This window comes from Mycobacterium sp. 852002-50816_SCH5313054-b (assembly GCF_001667185.1).
Taxonomy (GTDB): domain Bacteria; phylum Actinomycetota; class Actinomycetes; order Mycobacteriales; family Mycobacteriaceae; genus Mycobacterium.
This window is the reverse complement of the sequence record NZ_LZIC01000005.1, coordinates 1-20,657: the sequence shown is the minus strand read 5'-3', so window position 1 is coordinate 20,657 and position 20,657 is coordinate 1. Positions and strand designations below refer to the sequence as shown.

General features: G+C 68.0%; 21 protein-coding genes and 2 pseudogenes. 7 read left to right on the top strand and 16 right to left on the bottom strand.

Going from position 1 to position 20,657, the window contains the following annotated elements:
• Positions 1-144: 144 nt before the first annotated feature.
• Positions 145-639 carry a cupin domain-containing protein gene (locus tag A5787_RS00600; protein ID WP_066960046.1) on the bottom strand — a complete coding sequence of 165 codons (495 nt, stop codon included), beginning with the start codon at positions 637-639 and terminating at the stop codon, positions 145-147.
• A gap of 18 nt (positions 640-657) precedes the next feature.
• Entirely contained in the window at positions 658-1,569 is a 912-nt protein-coding gene (locus A5787_RS00595) for an SDR family NAD(P)-dependent oxidoreductase (RefSeq protein ID WP_066960043.1), read from the bottom strand.
• Between the two features lie 103 nt (positions 1,570-1,672).
• Between A5787_RS00595 and A5787_RS00590 the strand changes: the two genes are divergently transcribed.
• The 3 genes from A5787_RS00590 to A5787_RS00580 all read left to right on the top strand — a co-directional run bounded on the left by A5787_RS00590 (position 1,673) and on the right by A5787_RS00580 (position 5,007).
• Positions 1,673-2,239, top strand: a complete 567-nt coding sequence (locus tag A5787_RS00590; protein WP_066960040.1) for a TetR/AcrR family transcriptional regulator — start codon at positions 1,673-1,675, stop codon at positions 2,237-2,239.
• A gap of 176 nt (positions 2,240-2,415) precedes the next feature.
• Entirely contained in the window at positions 2,416-4,041 is a 1,626-nt protein-coding gene (gene groL / locus A5787_RS00585) for a chaperonin GroEL (RefSeq protein ID WP_066960038.1), read from the top strand.
• 141 nt (positions 4,042-4,182) lie between these two features.
• Entirely contained in the window at positions 4,183-5,007 is an 825-nt protein-coding gene (locus A5787_RS00580; protein WP_066960035.1) for an SDR family oxidoreductase, read from the top strand.
• Here the strand turns inward: A5787_RS00580 and A5787_RS00575 are convergent.
• Genes A5787_RS00575 through A5787_RS00560 form a run of 4 tightly spaced genes read right to left on the bottom strand, consistent with a single transcriptional unit; the run spans position 4,996 to position 9,141 of the window.
• Positions 4,996-5,556, bottom strand: coding sequence for a carboxymuconolactone decarboxylase family protein (locus A5787_RS00575; RefSeq protein WP_066960033.1), 561 nt, complete (start codon positions 5,554-5,556; stop codon positions 4,996-4,998). The two genes, A5787_RS00580 and A5787_RS00575, sit on opposite strands and share 12 nt — an antisense overlap.
• Positions 5,553-5,942 (bottom strand): hypothetical protein, encoded by a 390-nt coding sequence (locus tag A5787_RS00570; RefSeq protein ID WP_066960030.1) that lies wholly within the window; start codon positions 5,940-5,942, stop codon positions 5,553-5,555. The genes A5787_RS00575 and A5787_RS00570 overlap by 4 nt, the downstream gene beginning before the upstream one ends.
• A 17-nt stretch (positions 5,943-5,959) precedes the next feature.
• Positions 5,960-7,351, bottom strand: coding sequence for a PPE family protein (locus A5787_RS00565; RefSeq protein WP_066960027.1), 1,392 nt, complete (start codon positions 7,349-7,351; stop codon positions 5,960-5,962).
• Positions 7,352-7,389: 38 nt separating this feature from the next.
• On the bottom strand, positions 7,390-9,141 hold the full coding sequence (locus tag A5787_RS00560) for an amidohydrolase family protein (protein WP_066960024.1): 1,752 nt from the start codon (positions 9,139-9,141) through the stop codon (positions 7,390-7,392).
• A 46-nt stretch (positions 9,142-9,187) separates the two neighbouring features.
• Between A5787_RS00560 and A5787_RS27935 the strand changes: the two are divergent.
• The 3 genes and pseudogenes from A5787_RS27935 (at position 9,188) to A5787_RS00550 (ending at position 10,901) form a co-directional block, all read left to right on the top strand.
• Positions 9,188-9,513 (top strand): annotated as a pseudogene (locus A5787_RS27935) (VOC family protein).
• Positions 9,514-9,523: 10 nt separating this feature from the next.
• Positions 9,524-10,036, top strand: a complete 513-nt coding sequence (locus A5787_RS00555) for a mycothiol transferase (RefSeq protein ID WP_066960021.1) — start codon at positions 9,524-9,526, stop codon at positions 10,034-10,036.
• A gap of 10 nt (positions 10,037-10,046) precedes the next feature.
• Positions 10,047-10,901: a hypothetical protein gene (locus A5787_RS00550; protein WP_066960018.1), complete on the top strand. Its 855-nt coding sequence runs from the start codon at positions 10,047-10,049 to the stop codon at positions 10,899-10,901.
• A gap of 2 nt (positions 10,902-10,903) precedes the next feature.
• Here the strand turns inward: A5787_RS00550 and A5787_RS00545 are convergent, their stop codons facing one another.
• From A5787_RS00545 to A5787_RS00500, 10 genes are all read right to left on the bottom strand, one after another.
• Positions 10,904-11,602, bottom strand: a complete 699-nt coding sequence (locus tag A5787_RS00545) for an anti-sigma factor domain-containing protein (RefSeq protein ID WP_066960015.1) — start codon at positions 11,600-11,602, stop codon at positions 10,904-10,906.
• Positions 11,599-12,144, bottom strand: coding sequence for a sigma-70 family RNA polymerase sigma factor (locus A5787_RS00540; protein WP_066960012.1), 546 nt, complete (start codon positions 12,142-12,144; stop codon positions 11,599-11,601). Before A5787_RS00540 ends, A5787_RS00545 begins: the two co-directional genes overlap by 4 nt.
• A gap of 21 nt (positions 12,145-12,165) precedes the next feature.
• Positions 12,166-12,657 carry a DUF1295 domain-containing protein gene (locus A5787_RS00535; protein WP_066960009.1) on the bottom strand — a complete coding sequence of 164 codons (492 nt, stop codon included), beginning with the start codon at positions 12,655-12,657 and terminating at the stop codon, positions 12,166-12,168.
• A 45-nt stretch (positions 12,658-12,702) separates the two neighbouring features.
• The gene (locus A5787_RS00530) at positions 12,703-14,379 is read right to left on the bottom strand and encodes a cytochrome c biogenesis protein DipZ (RefSeq protein ID WP_066960003.1); all 1,677 of its coding nucleotides are present in this window, start codon (positions 14,377-14,379) and stop codon (positions 12,703-12,705) included.
• Positions 14,380-14,410: 31 nt separating this feature from the next.
• Positions 14,411-17,290, bottom strand: coding sequence for an RND family transporter (locus A5787_RS00525; RefSeq protein WP_369829062.1), 2,880 nt, complete (start codon positions 17,288-17,290; stop codon positions 14,411-14,413).
• Entirely contained in the window at positions 17,287-17,709 is a 423-nt protein-coding gene (locus tag A5787_RS00520) for an MmpS family protein (RefSeq protein ID WP_066960000.1), read from the bottom strand. The genes A5787_RS00525 and A5787_RS00520 overlap by 4 nt, the downstream gene beginning before the upstream one ends.
• 323 nt (positions 17,710-18,032) lie before the next feature.
• Positions 18,033-18,362, bottom strand: a complete 330-nt coding sequence (locus A5787_RS00515) for a hypothetical protein (RefSeq protein ID WP_066960137.1) — start codon at positions 18,360-18,362, stop codon at positions 18,033-18,035.
• 195 nt (positions 18,363-18,557) lie between these two features.
• Positions 18,558-19,016: a DUF5078 domain-containing protein gene (locus A5787_RS00510; protein WP_066959997.1), complete on the bottom strand. Its 459-nt coding sequence runs from the start codon at positions 19,014-19,016 to the stop codon at positions 18,558-18,560.
• 65 nt (positions 19,017-19,081) lie between these two features.
• Positions 19,082-19,996 carry a crotonase/enoyl-CoA hydratase family protein gene (locus A5787_RS00505; protein ID WP_066959994.1) on the bottom strand — a complete coding sequence of 305 codons (915 nt, stop codon included), beginning with the start codon at positions 19,994-19,996 and terminating at the stop codon, positions 19,082-19,084.
• Between the two features lie 7 nt (positions 19,997-20,003).
• A complete protein-coding gene (locus A5787_RS00500; RefSeq protein WP_066960133.1) occupies positions 20,004-20,315 on the bottom strand; it encodes a hypothetical protein in 312 nt (103 codons plus the stop codon).
• A 98-nt stretch (positions 20,316-20,413) separates the two neighbouring features.
• Between A5787_RS00500 and A5787_RS00495 the strand changes: the two are divergent.
• Positions 20,414-20,657: pseudogene (locus A5787_RS00495) on the top strand (hypothetical protein); the annotation flags it as partial.

Genomic DNA, 20,657 nt, shown 5'->3' with positions numbered 1-20,657 from the left:
TGACCGGGGCGCTGTATGCCGTCTCGACCTTCATCCGCAACCACGCCGCGGCGCGCTTCGACCTCACCTGCACGGCCAAACCCTACGTCGCGCCCGCGCCGAGTATCGGTGCGCGGCACCGAAAGTTCGCTCACCGTTCACCAACTACTGCACCCAGTAGTTGTCGTGGCGGATGAACCACTCCCGGCGCTCGTCGTCGGTCATGTCGGCCAGCGCCCCGAAGCCCTCGAAGTAGGCCTCCCGCGGCGCCCCGGGGGCGAACAGCATCAGGACCGCCGCCGGTTCGTCGGCCTCGTTGCGGAAGCCGTGCACGCCGCCGGGCGGGACGTAGAGGAAGTCGCCGGGGTGCCCGTCGACCCACTCGTTGCCCTCGTAGAGCTTCATCGTCCCGGACAGGACGAAGAACGCCTCGGACATGGCCCGGTGGAAGTGGGCCGGGGGCCCGCCGCCGGCCGGGCCGATGTCGACCCGGTAGAGGCCGTAGTCGCCGTCGGTGGCCTGCTGGCCGGCCAGGTAGTGGTACTTGGTCCCGAAGGTCTCGTAGTCGGGTGGCTCGTCGGCGCGCTTGAGCCACGCGCTGACCTCCGGCTCGTCCTTGGTGTAGCGGGGCGGTGGATAGGGCGGAACGGCGAGGGACATGCCTCCAGTGTTACCCCGTCAGTCGAAGGGATAGACCACCCCGGTGAGCTCCTCGGAGACGGCCCACAGCCGGCGCTGCGTGGCGACGTCGTGCGACTTCTCGCTGGACCCAACGATTTTCGGGTACCCGCGTTGCTCGCCGAACCCGTCGGGCCCGTAGTACTGGCCGCCGAGCACGCCCGGGTCGGTCGCGGCGCGCAGTGTCGGCAGGGCGCCCATGTCCGCCCCCTGGAACAGCGGCTCGATCAGCGGCGCGACACGGGTGAGCAGGGACGGCAGGTTGCGGGTCAGCTCGGTCCGCGAGCCGCCGGGGTGCGCGGCCGCGGCGATCGTCGTTCCGTGCGGCGCGAGCCGGCGCTGCAGCTCGTAGGTGAACAACAGGTTGGCCAGCTTCGACTGCCCGTAGGCGCCCACGCGGCTGTAGCCGTGTTCCCACTGCAGGTCGTCGAAGTGGATGTCGGCGCGGATGCGGTGGCCCATGCTGCTGACGGTCACGACCCGGGAGCCGGCGACGGGCAGCAGCCGGTCCAGCAGCAGCCCGGTGAAGGCGAAGTGGCCGAGGTGGTTGGTGCCGAATTGCAGCTCGAAGCCGTCCTTGGTGGTGGACTTCGGCGTCCACATCACGCCCGCGTTGTTGATCAGCAGGTCGATGCGGTCGTGCGCGGAGCGCAGCTGCTCGGCGGCGGCGCGGATGGAGTCCAGCGACGTCAGGTCCAGCTCCTGCAGCGCGATGTCCGCGTGCGGGCTCGTCGCGGTGATCCGGGCCGCGGCGTCCTTGCCCTTTTCCAGGTTGCGCACGGCCAGCACCACGCGGGCGCCGTGGTCGGCGAGCGCGAGCGCGGTCTCGTAGCCGAGGCCGGTGTTGGCTCCGGTGATGACGGCGACGCGACCGGTCTGGTCGGGAATGTCCGCGGCGGTCCACTTGGCCATGACGGGCTCCTTGAACTAGTAGAGTAAACGGGGCGAGCGCTCCGGTTGATCGCAACTATACGGAACGCACGCCCCGCTTTGTCAACTCATAGGTGGTGAACAGATGGCGCAACCGACACGGCCGCTGCGCGCCGACGCGGCGCGCAACCGCGCGCGCGTGCTGGAAGTCGCCTACGAGACCTTCGCGGCCGAGGGCCTGGCGGTGCCGATCGACGAGATCGCCCGGCGCGCCGGGCTCGGCGCCGGCACCGTCTACCGGCACTTCCCGACGAAGGAGGCGCTGCTGGCGGCCGTCATCGAAGACCGGATGGGGCGCCTCGTCGACGACGGGCATGCCCTGCTCGAATCCGCGGGACCGGGCGAGGCGCTCTTCAGTTTCCTGCGCTCGATGGTGCTGCAATGGGGCGCGACGGACCGCGGCCTGGTCGACGCGCTGGCCGGGCTGGGGATCGACATCGCCTGCGCCGCGCCCGAGGCCGAGGACGCGTTCAAGGCGTTGCTCGGCGAGCTGCTGCGGGCCGCGCAGGAAGCCGGCACGGCGCGGCGCGACATCGATATGCGGGATCTCAAGACGATCCTGGTCGGCTGCCAGGCGATGGAGGCCTACGACTCCGCGCTGGCAGAGCGAGTGACCGACGTCGTCATCGACGGTTTACGCGCTGGGCGATAACCGGGGGCCGTTCTTGCACTCGGCATGGGCGAGTGCTAAGAATGACTTGGCACTCGCGACCAGCGAGTGCTAGGTCGGGACGGTGAGACCTAGCAATAAGACAGCTCCGGTCGTCCGTCGCGGGCACTGCGCCCGGCCAGAACGTGTCATCCCCAATCCGGAGGAATCACTTCGCAATGGCCAAGACAATTGCGTACGACGAAGAGGCCCGTCGCGGCCTTGAGCGGGGCCTGAACGCCCTCGCGGACGCGGTAAAGGTGACGTTGGGGCCCAAGGGCCGCAACGTCGTACTGGAGAAGAAGTGGGGTGCCCCCACGATCACCAACGATGGCGTGTCCATCGCCAAGGAGATCGAGCTGGAGGACCCGTACGAGAAGATCGGCGCCGAGCTGGTCAAGGAAGTCGCCAAGAAGACCGACGACGTGGCCGGTGACGGCACGACGACGGCCACCGTGCTGGCTCAGGCGCTCGTCAAAGAGGGCCTGCGCAACGTTGCGGCCGGCGCCAACCCGCTGGGCCTGAAGCGCGGCATCGAGAAGGCCGTCGAGAAGGTCACCGAGGTCCTGCTGAAGTCGGCCAAGGACGTCGAGACCAAGGAGCAGATCGCGGCCACCGCGGCCATCTCCGCGGGCGACCAGTCGATCGGCGACTTGATCGCCGAGGCGATGGACAAGGTCGGCAACGAGGGCGTCATCACCGTCGAGGAGTCCAACACCTTCGGCCTGCAGCTCGAGCTCACCGAGGGCATGCGGTTCGACAAGGGCTACATCTCGGGCTACTTCGTCACCGACGCCGAGCGTCAGGAAGCGGTCCTGGAGGACCCCTACATCCTGCTGGTCAGCTCCAAGGTGTCGACCGTCAAGGACCTGCTCCCGCTGCTGGAGAAGGTCATTCAGGGCGGCAAGCCGCTGCTGATCATCGCCGAGGACGTCGAGGGCGAGGCGCTGTCCACCCTGGTCGTCAACAAGATCCGCGGCACCTTCAAGTCGGTGGCGGTCAAGGCCCCCGGCTTCGGTGACCGCCGCAAGGCGATGCTGCAGGACATGGCCATCCTCACCGGTGGTCAGGTCGTCAGCGAGGAGGTCGGCCTGTCCCTGGAGACCGCCGACATCTCGCTGCTCGGCAAGGCCCGCAAGGTCGTCGTCACCAAGGACGAGACCACCATCGTCGAGGGCGCCGGTGACTCCGACGCCATCGCCGGACGCGTGGCCCAGATCCGCAGCGAGATCGAGAACAGCGACTCCGACTACGACCGCGAGAAGCTGCAGGAGCGCCTGGCCAAGCTGGCCGGCGGTGTTGCGGTGATCAAGGCCGGAGCGGCCACCGAGGTGGAGCTCAAGGAGCGCAAGCACCGCATCGAGGACGCGGTCCGCAACGCCAAGGCGGCCGTCGAGGAGGGCATCGTCGCCGGCGGTGGCGTGGCCCTGCTGCAGGCGGCACCGTCGCTCGAGGAGCTCAAGCTCACCGGCGACGAGGCCACCGGTGCCAACATCGTCCGCGTGGCGCTCGAGGCTCCGCTGAAGCAGATCGCCTTCAACTCCGGGCTGGAGCCCGGTGTTGTCGCCGAGAAGGTCCGCAACGCGAAGGCCGGCACCGGCCTGAACGCCGCCACCGGCGAGTACGAGGACCTGCTCAAGGCCGGCGTTGCCGACCCGGTCAAGGTCACCCGCTCGGCGCTGCAGAACGCGGCGTCCATTGCCGGGCTGTTCCTGACGACCGAGGCTGTCGTCGCCGACAAGCCGGAGAAGGCGTCCGCTCCCGCGGGCGACCCGACCGGCGGCATGGGCGGTATGGACTTCTAAGTCCCTGTACGAGAAAGCCCGGTCCCTTTGGGGGCCGGGCTTTCTCGTGTCCGCCGAGCGTGAGCTCAGGGCGGGATTTCGGCGATTTTTCCGCCCTGGTTTCACGATCGGCGCGCTGGGCCGCCTTGTACGTTTAACCGCGTGGCTCTTCCGACCCCATCACCCACCGGCACCGCCGTCGTCACCGGGGCATCGTCGGGCATCGGCGCCGACATCGCCCGGGAGCTGGCCGAGCGCGGCCACGGCCTGACGCTCGTCGCCCGACGCGAGGACAGGCTGCGCGAGCTGGCCGACGAGCTCGCGGGCAGCGTGCGCGTCGAGGTGATCGCCTGCGACGTCGCGGACGCGACAGCCCGCGCCGGCCTCCTGGACGAGGTCGACCGCCGCGGGCTGACCGTCGAAATCCTGGTCAACAACGCCGGCATCGGCACCATCGGGTCGGTGACGAAGACGCGCGTCGACGACGAGATCGCCCAGGTGCGGGTCAACGTCGAGGCCGTCATCGACCTCACCACCCGCGCGGTGCAGCAGATGGTCCCACGCGGGCGCGGCGCGATCCTCAACCTCGGATCCACCGCGGGCTACCACCCCTTCCCGGGGCAAGCCGGCTACTCCGCCACCAAGGCGTTCGTGAAGACCTACACCGAGGGGGTGCGCGGCGAACTCGCCGGCACCGGTGTCACCGTCGCGCTGCTGTGCCCGGGGCCGGTGCGCACCGAGTTCCTGAAGAACGCGGGCATGGATGAGCGGACCTTTGCCGACGCGTTCCCGAAATTCCTGTGGATGCCGTCGCGCGAGGTGGCGCGCATCGGGGTCGACGCCCTCGAGCACGACCGCGGGACCGTGATCGCCGGGCTGCCGAGCCAACTGTCCACCCGGCTGTTCCAGTTCATGCCGCGACGGGTGCTGCTGCCGCTACTGAAGAACCAGCATCCGGGCCTCAAAAGGGACCGGTCAACCAGCTGAGGGCCAGCGCCGCATCCACCCTTCCACCGGTAGCGCGAGCGCGTTGCACAGCGTGCAGATCGTGCGGTACCAGCCGACGGCGGTCAGCAATTCGATCCGCTGCTCGTCACTGAGGTCGCGTCCCAGCGCCGCCCAGGTCGACTCCGACCACGAGCCGCTGCGTTCCAGTTCGTCCACCGCCTCGATCAGCGTCCGCTCGGCCGGGCTCCACCGCGGGTCGTCCGCGCCGCCGGTGACCAGGGCGTCGCACTCGTCGTCGGTGACGCCCGCGATCGGACCCCAGAACGCCGCCTGCCCGCCCCACTCGTACTCGCACCGCAGCAGCGCGCAGCTGCGCAGGATCGCGATCGTCCGGGTCCGGGGCGGCAAAAGCGCTACGACATAAAGGGATTCGCCAAGCTTGCGCAGCCGGCTCGCAAGCGCCGGGTGGCGCTGCAGGCAACGCACCAGAAGCAGCGGCTCGTAGGTGCGGTCCGGGTGACCCCAGCTGTTGATGCCCGTGGCGTCCTCCTCGCTCCACGGTGGAGCGAGCGGCGCAACGCGGCTCACAGCGAGAACACCACGCAGTCGTGCAGGCACCCTTTGGCGGCGCTGGGGGAGTCGGCCTCGCGGTGCAGCAGCGCGCGCTCCGGCACGACGCCCAGGTGGACGGCCTCGCCGGCCGATTCCGCCACTTCGGCTTTGCCGTCGACGATCAGCGAGTAGCCGCCGGGCTCGCGCGGGGGCCACACCAGGGTGACGTCGCCGCGCTGGGCCAGGTTCTCCCGGGTGCGCCCGCCGATGAGGCCGACGTCGAGAGTGGCCTCGCGCATCCGCGGCTCGACGGTCACGGTGTGGGCTCGATAGTCGTCGCCGACCGTGATCAGGTATGCAAACGGAAAGTCCGGGAGGGCGGCAGCGAGCCGCTCGAGGTCCACCTTCTTCTTCGTGCGCATGCCTTCAGACTAGGCCGCTAGTCGGGGATGACCGGCTCCCCGATGCCCGGCTCGGGCACGGCGGGCGGGCGGTCAGCCTTGTTGAAGAAGCTCGAGTTGGGTATGCCCGACTCCCGCGCGGCCAGGTTCCGCACGCCCTCCTCGGCGCCGCTGGCGGCGAAGAAGCCGGTGGGAGCCGTAGTGGTCCGCAGGGCCGGCGGGGTGGGGGTGGGGCCGGCCGCCGCACCCGCGACGGCGTTCGCGCCGCCCGCCTGGATGCCGCCGGCGAGGGCGCTCGTGTCGGCCGGGCCGGCGATGGCGCTGGCCGGGGTGAGCATCGCCGCGTTCGACAGGCTCGCATTGAGGCCGCCGGTGGTCGCGGCCGAGTTGAGCAGGCTCGAGCTGAGGTTGGCCGCCCCGACGCCGCCCGTCATCCCGGAGTTGAGCACGGCGGCATCCTGGGCGCCGTGGGCGGCCGCGCCGTCCATGAAAATGCCCGTGTTGGCGTTGCCGCTGTTGAACAGGCCCGCGTTGACCGCTCCGGAGTTCAAGACGCCGGTGTTGGACACGCCCGCGTTACCGATGCCGAAGTTTCCGGTGCCGGAGTTGAAGAAACCGACGTTATTGCTGCCGGAGTTGAAAAACCCGATGTTGCCGGTGCCGGAGTTGAAGCCGCCGAAGCCGATCTGGTTGTTGCCGGTCAGCCCGATCCCGAAGTCGTTGTTACCGCTGTTACCAAAGCCAAAGTTGTTATTACCGAGGTTCCCCAAGCCCAAGTTGTTGTTCCCCGAATTTCCGGAGCCGACATTTAAGTTGCCGCTGTTTCCGAAACCGACGTTGGAATTGCCCATCGAAAGTGGACCGAAACCAATTTTACCGTTGTTGAAGGTGAAACCGATCTTTTGCAGGACCTGCTGCCAGGGCGCCAATTGCGCGGCTGCCGCCGACGCGTCGGCGTGGTAACCGAACATCGCGGCCACGTCGGCCGCCCACATCGCCTCGTAGGCGGCCTCGGTGTCCATGATCGCCGGGACGTTGAATCCGAACCAGTTCGTGGACGCCAGCGCCCGCACCAGGGCGCGATTCGCGGACACCACCGCGGGCTGCACCGTGGCCGCCACCGCGGACTCGAAGGCGGCGGCGATGGCTGCGGCCTGGCTCGATGCCGCCTCGGCCTGGGCGGCGGCCGCGCTGAGCCAGCCCACGTACTGGGTCGCGACGGCCATCATTGCCGCCGCGGACGCGCCCTGCCACGAGCCGTTGGCCAGATCCGATGTCACCGAAAAGAACGACGAAGCTGACGACGCCAGGTCCTCGGCCAATCCGTCCCAGGCTTCGGCCGCAGCAAGCAGCGGCGCCGCACCTGGCCCGGCAAAAATTAGTGCCGAGTTGATTTCAGGCGGCAACCACGCAAAATGCGGGCTCGTCACTGACCCAACTTAACCGGGAAGGGCCGCCCTTCGTGGCGTTATCGACCAGGTACAGGCATGGGCTTTCGGCCGCGGACCAACTTGCCTGGACGAGCGTCGGTCGGAACGCCATTTTCAGCAATTATTTCCCCGGAAACGATGGTTGTCACATATCCTTCCGCGGTCTGATCCAGGCGCCGCCCGCCGGCGGGCAGGTCATGCCGGATCACCGGCTTGTGCAGCCGCAGGGCGGCGTGGTCGATGACGTTCAGATCGGCCTTGTATCCGGCGGCGATGCGGCCCCGGTCGCCCAGCCCGGCCACCCGGGCCGGCACCGAGGTGAGCTCGCGCACGGCCTCGGCGACGGTGAACCTGCCGGACTTGCGATCCCGCGCCCAATGCGCCAGGAAGTAGGTCGTGTAGCTGGCGTCGCAGATCATGCCGTAATGGGCGCCACCGTCGCCGAGCCCGAGCACCACGTCGTCGCGGTGCAGCAGCTTCCCGACGGTGTCCAGCGAGTTGTTCTGCAGGTTGCTGGTCGCGACCAGCAGCATAGCGCGGCCGTCGTCGTCGAGCAGCCGGTCATAAGCCTCCTCCATCGGATTCACCCCGCGGGCCCGGGCGCGGGCCCCGATGCTGGTCGACGGGTCCGGCTCGTAGTTCGGCTCGTCGCCCAGCGGGTAGATCCAGTCCCACATCTGCGCCACGTACAGGATCGGGTGACCGACGCCGGGCTTGTCGGCCAGGATCCGGGCGCGGACCTCGGGCTTGCGCATCTCGGCCACGCGCTCTGCCAGCGGCAGGTGCGCGATCTCGCGGTAGCTGGGGTACAGCACGAACGGGTTGGCGCTCAGCTGCAGCCCGATGATCAGGCCGATCGGGCGCGGCAGCAGCTGCGCGGTAAATTGTGCCCCGCCGGCCCCCGCATTTGCATTGGCCTTCTCGATCATCGTGATGGCGTCCTCCCACGTCGGGTCCCCGGAGTTGGCGACGACGAGGGTGAAGGTGACGGGCAGGTCCAGGTCCTCGGCCACATCGAACACCGTTTGCAGGACGGGCTGGTAGCCGCCGGTGGGAATGTCCGGCACGAATTGCAGCAGCCCGCCGCCGGCGTCCACGACACCTTTGGCGATCTCTTCGATCTCCTCGCGGGCGGCGTCGTAACTCGGTATCGGCGAACCGCTTTCGGTCTTGTGGATCGTCAGCCGCGACGACGCGAAGCCCAGCGCGCCCACCTCGATCGCCTCCTTGGCCAGCGCCCGCATCTCGGCGAGGTCTTCGGCGGTGGCCGGCTCGCGCTCCGCGCCGCGCTGACCCATCACGTACACCCGCAGCGGCGAGTGCGGCAGGTAGGCCGCCACGTCGATGTCGCGTTTGCCCGCCTCCAGCGCGTCCATGTATTCGGGGAAGGTTTCCCAGTTCCACGGCAGGCCGTCGGTCATCACGACGCCGGGGATGTCCTCGACCCCGGCCATCACGTCGACGAGCACGTCGTGGTCCTCCTGGCGGCACGGCGCGAAGCCGACACCGCAGTTACCCACCACCACCGTGGTGACCCCGTGTGCCGACGACGGGGTCAGCCGCTCCGACCAGATGGACTGGCCGTCGTAGTGGGTGTGCAGGTCGACGAATCCGGGCGTGACCAGCAGCCCGGTGGCGTCGACCTCGCGGTGGGCGCCGTCCCCGTTCACCGATCCGACCGGGCCCACCTGTGTGATGACACCGTTCGCTACCGCGACGTCGCCCACGTACGGCTCACCGCCCAGCCCGTCGACGATGGTGCCGTTGCGGATGATGAGGTCGTAGGTCATCTAAATAATCTACGACCGCGCCGGTGGATCGTGCCAGGATCTCTTCGTGATCGACCACATCGGAATCAATTGCGCCGATTATCCGAAATCGCAGAATTTCTACGACGACGTGCTGGGAGTGCTTGGTTTCTCGCGGCAAATGGAATTCGGCCGCGCCATCGGGTACGGCCGCGACGGCAAACCGTCATTCTGGATCGCGGACGGGTCGGGCAGGGGTCCCGCGCGCTGGGCGCCGAGTCATCCCCCGCAAGCGGGAGGTGCCCCCACCACGGGCCGCGGCTCTGGCCCGAATATCACCCCGGGTACTTCGGGGCCTTCGTCCCCGATCCCGACGGCAATAACCTCGAGGCGGTCTGGCACGGGGGCCCGTAATGTCGATGGCATGCCCAACGCCGACGCCGCAACTCAGGAACTGCTTCGCGACGCGTTCACCCGGTTGATCGAACACGTCGACGAGCTCGCCGACGGGCTGACCGACGAGGTGTCGAACTACCGCCCGGCCCCGAACGCCAACAGCATCGCCTGGCTGCTCTGGCACAGCGCGCGGGTGCAGGACATCCAGCTGGCCCAGGTGGCCGGTGTGGAGCAGGTGTGGACCCGCGACGGCTGGGTGGACCGGTTCGGGTTGGACCTGCCGCGGGACGACACCGGGTACGGGCACGGCCCCGACGAGGTGGCGAAGGTGAAGGCGCCCGCCGAGCTGCTGAGGGGCTACTACCACGCGGTGCACAAGCTGACCCTCGAATACGTCGCCAGCGTGACGGCCGACGAGCTGGGCCGCGTCGTCGACACCAACTGGGATCCGCCGGTGACGGCCAGCGCGCGGCTGGTGAGCATCATCGACGACTGCGCCCAGCACCTCGGCCAGGCCGCGTACGTGCGGGGGATTCAGTAGGTTCTAAGGCGTGCGATTCGCGGCGACCGTTGCGTTGTGGCTGGCCACCACGGTTGCGCTGGCCGTTGCGATTCCCGCGGCCTGGGCGCAGCGCAACCTCGTCAGCGAGGACGGCTACGCCGCGCTCGCGCAGCAGGCCGCGGGCGACCCCGCCCTGCAGTCCGCCATGGCGGGCGAACTCACCACCCGGGCGATGGCGCTCATCGCCACGCACGGCGCGGGTCGCTACCCGGTGGACAGCGCGCAGGTGCACGACGTCGCGAGCGGCTTCACGGCGGGCCCCTCGTTTCCGCCGCTGTTCGCCCGGGCGAACCGGGCCGCCCACGCCTGGTTGTTCACCGACCCGGCGCCGGGCCGCGGCGGCAATCAGTGGGTCATCGACGTGGCCCCGATGCTCAAGGACGACTCGTTCCGGCAGGTGTTGAGCAGCCACAACGTCACGGTGCCCGCGGACCTGACCGTCCCGGTGGCGGTGTCGATGCCGCCGTCCCTGCGGGAGGGAAAGCTGAGCCGGCTGGCGGCCTGGGGGCCGTGGGTCAGCGCCGGCGCGGCGGCGCTGAGCGGCCTGTTCGCGCTGCTGACGCTGGCCGCCGCGCGCCGCCGCGGCAAGGCCCTGAGCAGCCTCGGGGTCTCGGCGCTGCTCGTCGGCGCGGCGGGATGGGCGGGCATCGAGGCGGGCCGCCGCTACCTCGACGACGCGCTCAACCGCACCACCGGGGACATCCGCCAGGTCGCCGAGGTGATGGTCGCCCACGCCGAGGCCGGCCTGCGCCACTGGCTCGACGTGACGCTGGTCGCCGGCGCCGCGCTGGTCGGGCTGGGCGTGCTCGTCGCGATCGTGGGCGGCCTGGCCAAGAAGGCCTGATCTCAGCTGAGGGGCAGCGAGGCCAGGATCGGGGTGGTCGGCCGCGGCGACCCGTTGCCGGGTTCGACGGTGAACGCCAGCGCCGTCGAGGATCCGATGTTGGTGAGCGTGTCTTTCGTCGACGGCAACACGGCCTCGGCGCCCATGGTGCCCGCCGAGGTGGGGCCGTTGGCCCCGATCAACCACATCTGATACACGGTGCCCGGTGACGGCGGCGGCACGTTGTTCATCACCAGCACGGCCGCGTTGCGGTCGCGGGAGAACATCACGGTGGCGGTCCCATTGGCGAGGGGTCCCGAGGTCGTGCGCACGTCGGGGGCGGCCAGCACCTGCTCGGCGACCGTTGACGTGGCGGGCGGACGCATCAGCACGCCCACGCCGAACGCCGCGGCGCCCACCACGACCGCCGCCGCGGCGGCGGTCAAAACCGTTCTGCGCCAACCCATCTGGCGAATATTGCTCGGCCTTGCGGCGGACAGCGTGGCCGCCCGCAGGCGTACCGGTGGCTCGGTCGCGGTCGCGGCCGACACGACCGCCATCGTCTCGCGCACGGCGCGCACCTCGTCGCCGAAGGCCTCCGCGACCGGCGCCGGCGCGGCGGCGACCCGCCGCTCGACCTCGGCGCGTTCCGCGTCCGACAGGGCATGCAGGGCGTACGGCGTGGCGAGCTCGAGCAGGTCGAAATCGGTCGGTTCGGTCATGGCACGTCCAGGCAGTTACGCAGGCCGCGCAGCGCGTCGCGGATGCGGGACTTGATCGTCGATAGGTTGGCGGCCAGTCGCTGCGACACCTCGCTGTACGTCAGCCCCTGGTAGTAGGCCAGCTCGATGCACTGGCGCTGCGCATCGCTGAGCCCCTCCAGGCATTGGGTCACCCGGCGACGCTCGTCGCCGGCGATCGCCGAGTCGGCGACGACATCGACGGGCGGGTCGGCGTTGGCCGCACCGTAGCGGGATTCCCGCGTGCTGCCCGCCTGCTCGGCGCGCACCCGGTCGACGGCCCGCCGGTGCGCCATGGTCAGCATCCAGGCCAGGGCCGACCCTCTGGCGGGGTCGTACTGCGCCGCCATGCGCCACACCTCGAGATAGACCTCCTGGGTGGTTTCCTCGCTGTAGCCCGGGTCACGCACCACCCGCATCACCAGTCCATATACCCGGGCTTTGGTGAGGTCGTAGACCGTGGCGAAGGCGGCGCTGTCCCCGCGCGCGACCTGGCGCAGCAGGGCATCGAGCTCGTTGCTCATCGACCGGTAGCCTATCGCCCCTCATCGAGAGGCCGATCGAGGCGGCCGGGGGAAGAAAAACGCTGCCCGTTGCCGGTTTCCGTCGAAGCCGGGACGGCCGGCCATCAGCTTCTCGGTCAGCCGCGCGCCGCTGACATACATGAAGTACGTCATGAGTACCGGCGAGCCGACCGTGGCCAGGGCCCACCAGCCGATAAAGGCCTGCAGCACAAAGACTTTCCGTACCGTTCCCCCGCAAGCGGGAGGTGCCCCCAGGGCGACCGTCGCGCCGCGGAGCAGGGCGGCGTACCGGGGACCCTCGCCCGTGCCGGCCGTCTTGCGCTGGATGTGCCAGGCCAGCCGCAGTCCCCAGATCGCCACCAGTGCAAGCAGCAGCCATCGCCGGGCCGCGTCCCCGCGGCCCAGCGTCGCGGCGACGGCGGCGATGGCCACGAAGCCCACGCCCCAGGCCACGTCGACGACGTTGTAGCGCCCGATCCAGGCGGAGACCTGCAGGAGGTTCACCAGATTCATTGCATCCACCGTGAGTGATTCGAAGCCGTCGACGACATGGACTGCTCAGCCGAATGTGAACGAAAACACTTGCAGGCCCTTGCCGACCTGTAGGTCGAGCTGATCGCGGTGCGCGGCGTCCCCGGCGTCCTCGCCGGCGATCTGGTGCAGGGTGGGCGGGCCGCCGATGGCCGTCGCGGTCGTCCGGCCGCCCCGGGTCACGGTGATGGTGCCGGTGCCGCCGACGACGACGTAGACGTCCTTGCCGGTGTAGTTCAGCCGGATGGCGGCGTCGTCACTGTCGGCGGTGGCGCCCTGGTCGTCCAGGGTCCACCGGCCGCGCAGGGCGAACCGGTCGTCGGGCAGCGTCGCCGGGTAGGCGAATGTGGCTGTGCCGGGCTTGTATTCGCCGCCACCGCCGTAGTTGAGGGCCTTGCCCGCGCCCAGGTAGGTCTCGGGGGTGAGCCGGGTGCGCGGGGTGGCATCGACCGCGCCGCCGGCGCCGGGCAGCCTGACGTTCGGGTTGGCGTCGGTGAGCAATTCGCGGATCAGCCTTTCCGTGCCGTCGTAGTCGCCCTCGCCGAACTTGGTGTGCCGCACCGTCCCGTTGGCGTCGATGAGGTACTCGGCGGGCCAATACAAGTTCTGGTAGCTGTTCCATGTCGCGTAGTCGTTGTCCAGCGCGACGGGATAGCCGATGTGCAGCGCGGCGGCGCCGCTGGCCACGTTGCCGGGGACCCGTTCGAACGCGTACTCCGGGGTGTGCACCCCGATGGCGACGAAACCGTCGTCGCGATACCGGTTGTACCAATCGACCACGTGCGGGATCGCGCGCTGGCAGTTGATGCAGGAGTACGCCCAGAAGTCGACCAGGACCACCTTGCCGCGCAGCGAAGCCAGGTCGATCGGGGCGCCGCCCGGGGTGTTGAGCCACCCGGTGATCCCGGTGATGGCGGGCGCCGGCCCGCACTGCTGCAGCCGGTCGGCGGCTTCGGTGCAGTCGGCCAGCTGCCCCCGGGAGGTGCCGCTGGCGTTCAGCTTCTGCCGAATGTTGTTGGCGCCGACGCCTTTCTGCATCGCCGCCGTGTAGTCGGGGACGGCGCGCTGCAGCACGGCGGGCAGGTTGAAGACCAGCGCCACCGCCAGCAGGATCATCGTGATCCCGCCGGCGACCTGAATCGCGCGCTGCCGGCGGCGGAAGGCCGCGACGCGCTCGGCGATGCGCCGCCCGGCCAGGGCGAAGATCAGCAGCGGCAGGGCGGCACCGACCGCGAACGCCGCGGTCAAAACCAGGATGGGCGGGCCGATGCGCGCCGTTCCGCCGGCGACGACGATGGCGGCCAGCACCGGCCCCGCGCACGGCACATACAGCGCGCCCAGCGTCAGACCGAGCCCGAAACCTGTGCGGTGTGAACCCGTTTCGCGCTGCGGGATGCGGGCGAACGGCCGCTCGATCAGGTGCTGCAGGGGCGGGAAGATCAGCCCGAGGCCGATGAGGGTCAACGTCACCAGGGCGGCCCACCGGATCGCGTCCTGCGGCAGGTGCAGCGCCGACAGTAGGGCCGAACCGGCCAGGGTGACAACGCTGAAGCTGCAGACCAGGCCGGCGATCACCAGATACGGACGGGCCGCGCGGGTGCTGTTCAGGCCGGAAAAGAACACCACCGGCAGCACCGGCAGGATGCACGGCGAGATGCCGGTGATCAGGCCGCCGAGAAAGCCGATGAGCGCGATCGTTGCCATACCAGCTATTCGGAGCTAATCGGCCGACGGACTAATCGCTGTACGCCATGGAGCGGTCCGGCGGGTGGGGTCCGACCGGCCGCGACGCCACCCGGGCCGGGCGGGATCGCACCCGGATCGGCCACCAGAACCAGCGCCCCAACAGGGCGGCGATGGACGGCGTCATGAACGCGCGCACGATCAGCGTGTCGAACAGCAGGCCGAGGCCGATCGTCGTGCCCACCTGCCCGACCATCCGTACGTCGCTGACGACCATGGACGCCATCGTGAACGCGAACACCAGGCCCGCGTTGGTCACCACCTTGCCCGTGCCGCCCATCGAGCGGATGATGCCGGTGTTCAGGCCGGCGTGAATCTCCTGCTTGAACCGGGAGACCAGCAACAGGTTGTAGTCCGATCCCACCGCCAACAGCACGATGACCGACATTGCGAGCACGATCCAGTGCAGTTGGATTCCGAGGATGTGCTGCCAGAAAAGCACCGACAGCCCGAAGGAAGCGCCCAGGGAAATCGCCACCGTGCCCACGATGACCGCGGCGGCGACCAGGGCGCGGGTGAGGATCAGCATGATGATGAAGATCAGGCACAGCGACGAAATCCCCGCGATCACCAGATCCCACTGGGCGCCCTCGGAGATGTCCTTGAAGACGGCGCCGGTTCCGGCCAGATAGATCTTCGCGTCTTCCAAAGGCGTTCCCTTGGTTGACTCCTCGGCCGCGGTGCGAATCTTGTCGATGCTCGCGATGCCCTCGGCCGACGCGGGGTCTCCGCGATGCAGGATGATGAAGCGCGCCGCGTGCCCATCGGGCGACAGGAAGTTGTTCATCGCGCGTTTGAAGTCCTTGTTCTTGAAGACCTCGGGAGGCAGGTAGAACGAGTCGTCGTTCTTGGCGGCGTCGAAGGCGTGGCCCATCGCCGTCGCGTTGTCGCTCATCTCGTCCATCTGATCGAAGATCCCGGACATGGTGCTGTTCATGTCCAGCATCATGGTCCGCATGTTCACCATGGTCTCGATCATCGGCGGGAACTGGGCGACCATCTGCGGCATCAGCCGATCCAGGTCTTTGATGTCACCCACCAGCGTGTTGAGTTTCTCGTCGATCTGGTCCAGGCCGTCCAGCGCGTCGAATATCGATCTGAACGACCAGCAGATCGGAATGTCGAAACAGTGCCTCTCCCAATAGAAGTAGCTGCGGATTGGCCGCCAGTAATCGTCGAAGTCCGAGATGCGATCGCGGAGCTCGTTGGTGATCTGCTGCATCTGTTCGGTGTCGCCGACCATGCGGTGCGTGGTGGCGACGAGCTGGGTCATCAGGTCGTACATCCGTTGCATGGTGACGATCGTCTTGGTCATCTCGTCGGCCTGCTTGCGCATGTTGTCCATCTGGTCGCGCTGATATTTCATGCTCTGCATCTGACCGGCGCTCTGCATGCTCATCTGGAACGGGATCGACGTGTGGTCCATCGTCGTTCCGTCGGGCCGGGTGATCGCCTGGACGCGCGAGATGCCGGGGACGCGGAAGATGCCCTTGGCCAGCCTGTCGAGAACCAGGAAGTCGGCCGGGTTGCGCATGTCGTGGTTCGACTCGATCATCAGGATTTCCGGCTTCATCCGGGCCTGCGAGAAGTGGCGATCCGCGGCCATCAGGCCCTCGTTGGCGGGGATGGAGGTGGGCAGGTACTCCCGGTCGTTGTAATTGGCCTTGTAGCCGGGCAGCGTGAGCAGGCCGACGAGGGCGACGGCAAACGTGACGGCCAGAATCGGCAGCGGCCAGCGAACCACCGCGGTGCCGACGCGCCGCCAGCCGCGGACCCCGAGCTTGCGCTTCGGATCGAACACGCCGAACCGGCTGCCGACGGTGAGGACCGCCGGGCCGAGCGTCAGCGCGATCGCCACCGCGGTCAGCATCCCGATCGCACACGGAATGCCGAGGGTTTGGAAGTACGGCATCCGAGCGAAATGGAGGCAGAACGTCGCCCCGGCGATCGTCAGACCGGAGCCCAGGATCACGTGCGCCGTCCCCCGGTACATGGTGTAGAAAGCGGATTCCCTGTCTTCACCGGCCTGGCGGGCCTCCTGATAGCGGCCGATGATGAAGATGCCGTAGTCCGTGCCGGCCGCGATGGCCAGCGAAGTGAGCAGGGATACCGCAAAGGTGGAGAGTCCCAGGAGTCCGAAGTGCCCCATCAGCGCGACGGCTCCGCGCGCCCCGGTCAATTCGAAGCCGACGGTGACCAGCAGCAGGATCACGGTGGTGATCGAGCGGTAGACGAACAGCAACATGATGAGGATCACCGCGATCGTCGTCGCCGTGATCCTGGCCATGGATTTGTCGCCGCTGTGGTGCAGGTCCGCGGCGAGCGCCGCCACCCCGGTGACGTAGACCTTGACCCCGGGCGGCGGCGGGATGCTGTTGACGATCTTGCGGACCGCCCCGACGGATTCGTTGGCCAGCGGCTCGCCCTGATTACCGGCGAGGTTCACCTGGACGGTTGCCGCCTTGCCGTCGTTGCTTTGCGCGCCCGCGGCCGTGAGGGGATCTCCCCAGAAGTCCTGGACGCTCAGCACGTGCGTTTTGTCGTCGCGCAACTTGCGGATCATCGCGTCGTAGTACTTGTGCGCATCGTCGCCAAGGGGTTGGTTGCCCTCCAGCACGATCATCGCCGAGCTGTCGGTCTCGCCCTCGTTGAACGCGTGGCCGATGTGTTTCATCGCGACGAATGACGGTGCGTCGCCAGGGCTTAGCGACACCGACCGTTCTTGGCCGACCTCTTCCAGCGATGGGACGAACAGGCTGAGGGCGATGGCGATCCCGATCCAGAACAGGATAATCGGTACCGCGAAGGTGTGGATCGTTCGTGCGATGAACGGTCGTTCGGCGTGGGTGTTGGCAAACTGTTGCGTGATCACGCGGACTTCACCACGCAGAACGTGTAGGCGTGCACCTCGTTGGAAATTCGCTCGGCCTTGACCACGTCGTCCACCGTGATGCGACAGCCGACGCTATCGCCGCTGGCGCGCGCCATCAGGTTTCCCATCACCGCGGCCTTGTCGGTGGTGATGCGCAGCGACCACGGCAAAGGCGCGCCGTCGACGCGTTGGGGGTCGCCATTGACGTCGAAATAGCTGATGTCCGCGGTTGTTCCGGGCGGGCCGAACACCTCGTAGGCGATCCGCTTCGGGTTGAACGGCTTGGGGTTTTGCAGGTTGCTGTCGGCATACGATTCGCGCTTTTCCGAACCGAAGTAGCCGTGGACGCGGTACACGATGAATCCACTGATCACCAGCACCGCCACGATGACCAGCGGGATCCACGTTCGGGACAGCACCTTGAAAATCTGGAATCCCTTCAGCGGTTGGGCACTTCTTTGGGCGGATCGCCGCGTTGCGCCCGTCCGCCCGGCGCACCGATCCCGGGGCACCAGCGCAGCCAAGGCTTACCTAAGTAAATCATGGCCGAGTCTTGCCTGGACGGGGACCGTTGGCTCCTTCCCCTCGCGCCCTGGAGTGTAACGCATATCACGTGCGTAACGAGGGGAACTGTCAGTCCCTGCTACTGCCCGAGGACGATGCCCCAGACAGCAATGGGCACGCGGCGGACATGGATTCGTTCCGGGCGAGCGCCCCGCGCTACTGATAAGGCGTCAGGCGGTCAGGCGTACGTGCGAAGCTGCACCATCTTGCGCATGACGTCGCTGAGTTTGTGCACCGGCGAACCGCAGGTCAGGCAGTAGCCCCCCGGGCAGCGGTTGATCCGATCCACCTGCTGCAGCACCTGGGCCTTGAGCCGGCGCACGCAACCGATGCACAGAATCTCGACGACGTTTCCGGACGGGTCGAGGTTCGGCCGGTTGCACTGGTCCACGGCATGCCGGTACACGATGTGCGTCGCCCGATTCGCGCACCCAGCCTCGGATTGGCACGTGATCTCGAGCCAGTCGAGGGCCGCGAGCGCGTCGGACTGGGGGTCTACGACGCTCATCGCGTCCTCGCTGGGGCGCAGCATCCCGGCATGGGCATGGTGTAAGTCCTGGTTGACTCTGGTCGCACGGACCGGCGTCCGCATGAGTGCGAATACCAGTCAAGAACTATTGATTTGTCCCCAAACTACGGGGAAAAAGCGATTCCCGACAGTCGCAGAGTCTAAACTCGATGGCCAATAAAGACCAGGGTCGATCTACGACCAGTTCCACACCGACATATCGCCGGGCGGGTACTGGTTGCACACGTCGGTGGCCTTGGCGACAACGCCCTTGTTGTTGAAGAAGATCTTCATGTGATTGACCCAGGCGAAGGTCAGCGGGTCGCCATTGTAGAAGTTTTCGGAGTAGTTCCTGCGCTCCTCCGGCGACAGCGAGTAGAACCAGTGCGCTTTATCGATCGTCGCCTGCTGCAGGTTCGCGTGGTTGTTGAAGTCGATCATGTACCGCTGGTAGTACACCGGGCTGGTATCCCTGACGGCCGCCAGGTACTGCTCGGCGTCGCAGGTGGTGGCGATCTGCCGGCGGGGGACCGGGAAGTCCTCGGTGGAATCGGCCGCAGCCGTCTTCGGGAAGGTCGCAGCCGCGATGCCGAGGGCTACCAGGAAAGCAAGAAATACGACGCCTGCGCGCAGGCCGGAACTCAGCCGAGACATAGCCGCTACCGTAACACTTTCAGGGCCCCTGTGGGGGGCCGGGGGCATATTCGTAGTCCATCTCACTATCCATCGCGATCAGGCACGATGACGTGGCTGGGATCCGGCCGCAGCTCCGGCGGGGCCTGGCTGTAGTCGCCGAACGGGCCGTCGCGCCGCTCGACCGCCGCCCGCACGCCCTGCGTCTGGGCGGTCTTGATGAAATCGAGCGCGTCAGGGGTGTTGCGCATCAGGCCGTCGAGGATGCCGCCCAGCATCTGCGTGGACGCCAGGCCCATGTTCTCGTAGGCCTGGTTGACGATCAGCTTCTGCGCCCGCAGCTGCGACAACGGAATCCTGGCCAGCTCCGCGGCGACCTCGGCGACGCGGGCCTCCAAACGCTCGAACGGCACCGCCTCGTTGATCAACTCGACGTCGGCGGCCTGGACGCCGGTCAGGGGCCGGCCGGTCAGCGAATGCCACTTGACCTTGGCCAGGCTCAGCCGGTAGAGCCACATGCCGGTCAGATAGGCGCCCCACATCCGGCTGTAGGGGGTGCCGATCACCGCGTCCTCGCTGGCGATCACGATGTCGGCGCAGAGCGCGTAATCGCTGGCCCCGCCGACGCACCAGCCGTGCACCTGCGCGATCACCGGTTTGGATGCGCGCCAGATGGCCATGAATTTCTGGGTCGGGCCGGTTTCGCGGGCGGTGACCATCGCGAAATCCTTACCGGGGTCCCATTGGCCGTCGGACATCATGGCCTCGCCCCACTGCTGGAAGCCGCCACCGAAGTCGTAGCCGGCGCAGAAGGCGCGGCCGGCGCCGCGCAGCACGATCACCTTGATCTCGTGGTCGCGTTCGGCCAGCCCGACGGCGGCCTCGATCTCGTCGGGCATGGGGGGGACGATGGTGTTGAGCTGCTCCGGGCGGTTCAGCGTGATCGTGGCAACGGGGCCGGACGTCGCGTAGAGCAGGGTCTGGAAATCGGGAGTCGGCATGGTTTCCTCAGGGATCGGGCTGACGATTTTCCGGCGACGACGCATAGATTCGTCCGCCGATTTTGAGGTACGGCGTCGTCAGATACGCCGAGAACACAACGACCGCCGAAAAGATGGTTGCGACGGCGACCGCGTTCGGCCAGATTTGGCCGACCCCTGCCGCGAAACTGACGATGCCGATGATCGAGGTGGCCCAGTAGAACCGTCGGCCCGGCCGGCGCTCCTTGATGAAGCGGTAGCGCGCCTGCGCCGCCCCGGCCACGATGAAGATCAAACCGGTCGCCAGCAGGGTGAGTTCGATCCGTTCGGTCGCTGCCACGTCGACGATCTTATGGCCGATCAAAGGCCCGCAAGGAAAGTCCGGGGCCCGACACGTCGCTAGCATGTACAACCACGGGGGTGTGGGAAGGTCTGCCAGTGAGCGGGGTGAGCGTTATCGCGACGGCGGCCGCCGCTCTCGCGATCGCCCCGTTCTCGGTGCTCGCCGCCGCACCCGGTGTGGCGCAGGCGGCGCCGTGTGCTGGCGCCGGGGCGAACCCGGTGTCCTGCCAGAACTGCTTGGTCTACGTGGAGGCGTATCACACGTCGAACGTGTGCTACAACCCCGCGCCGCCCCGCCCCGCCCCGCCGTCCCCGAGCAGGGTGTCGGTGCCGACTCTGG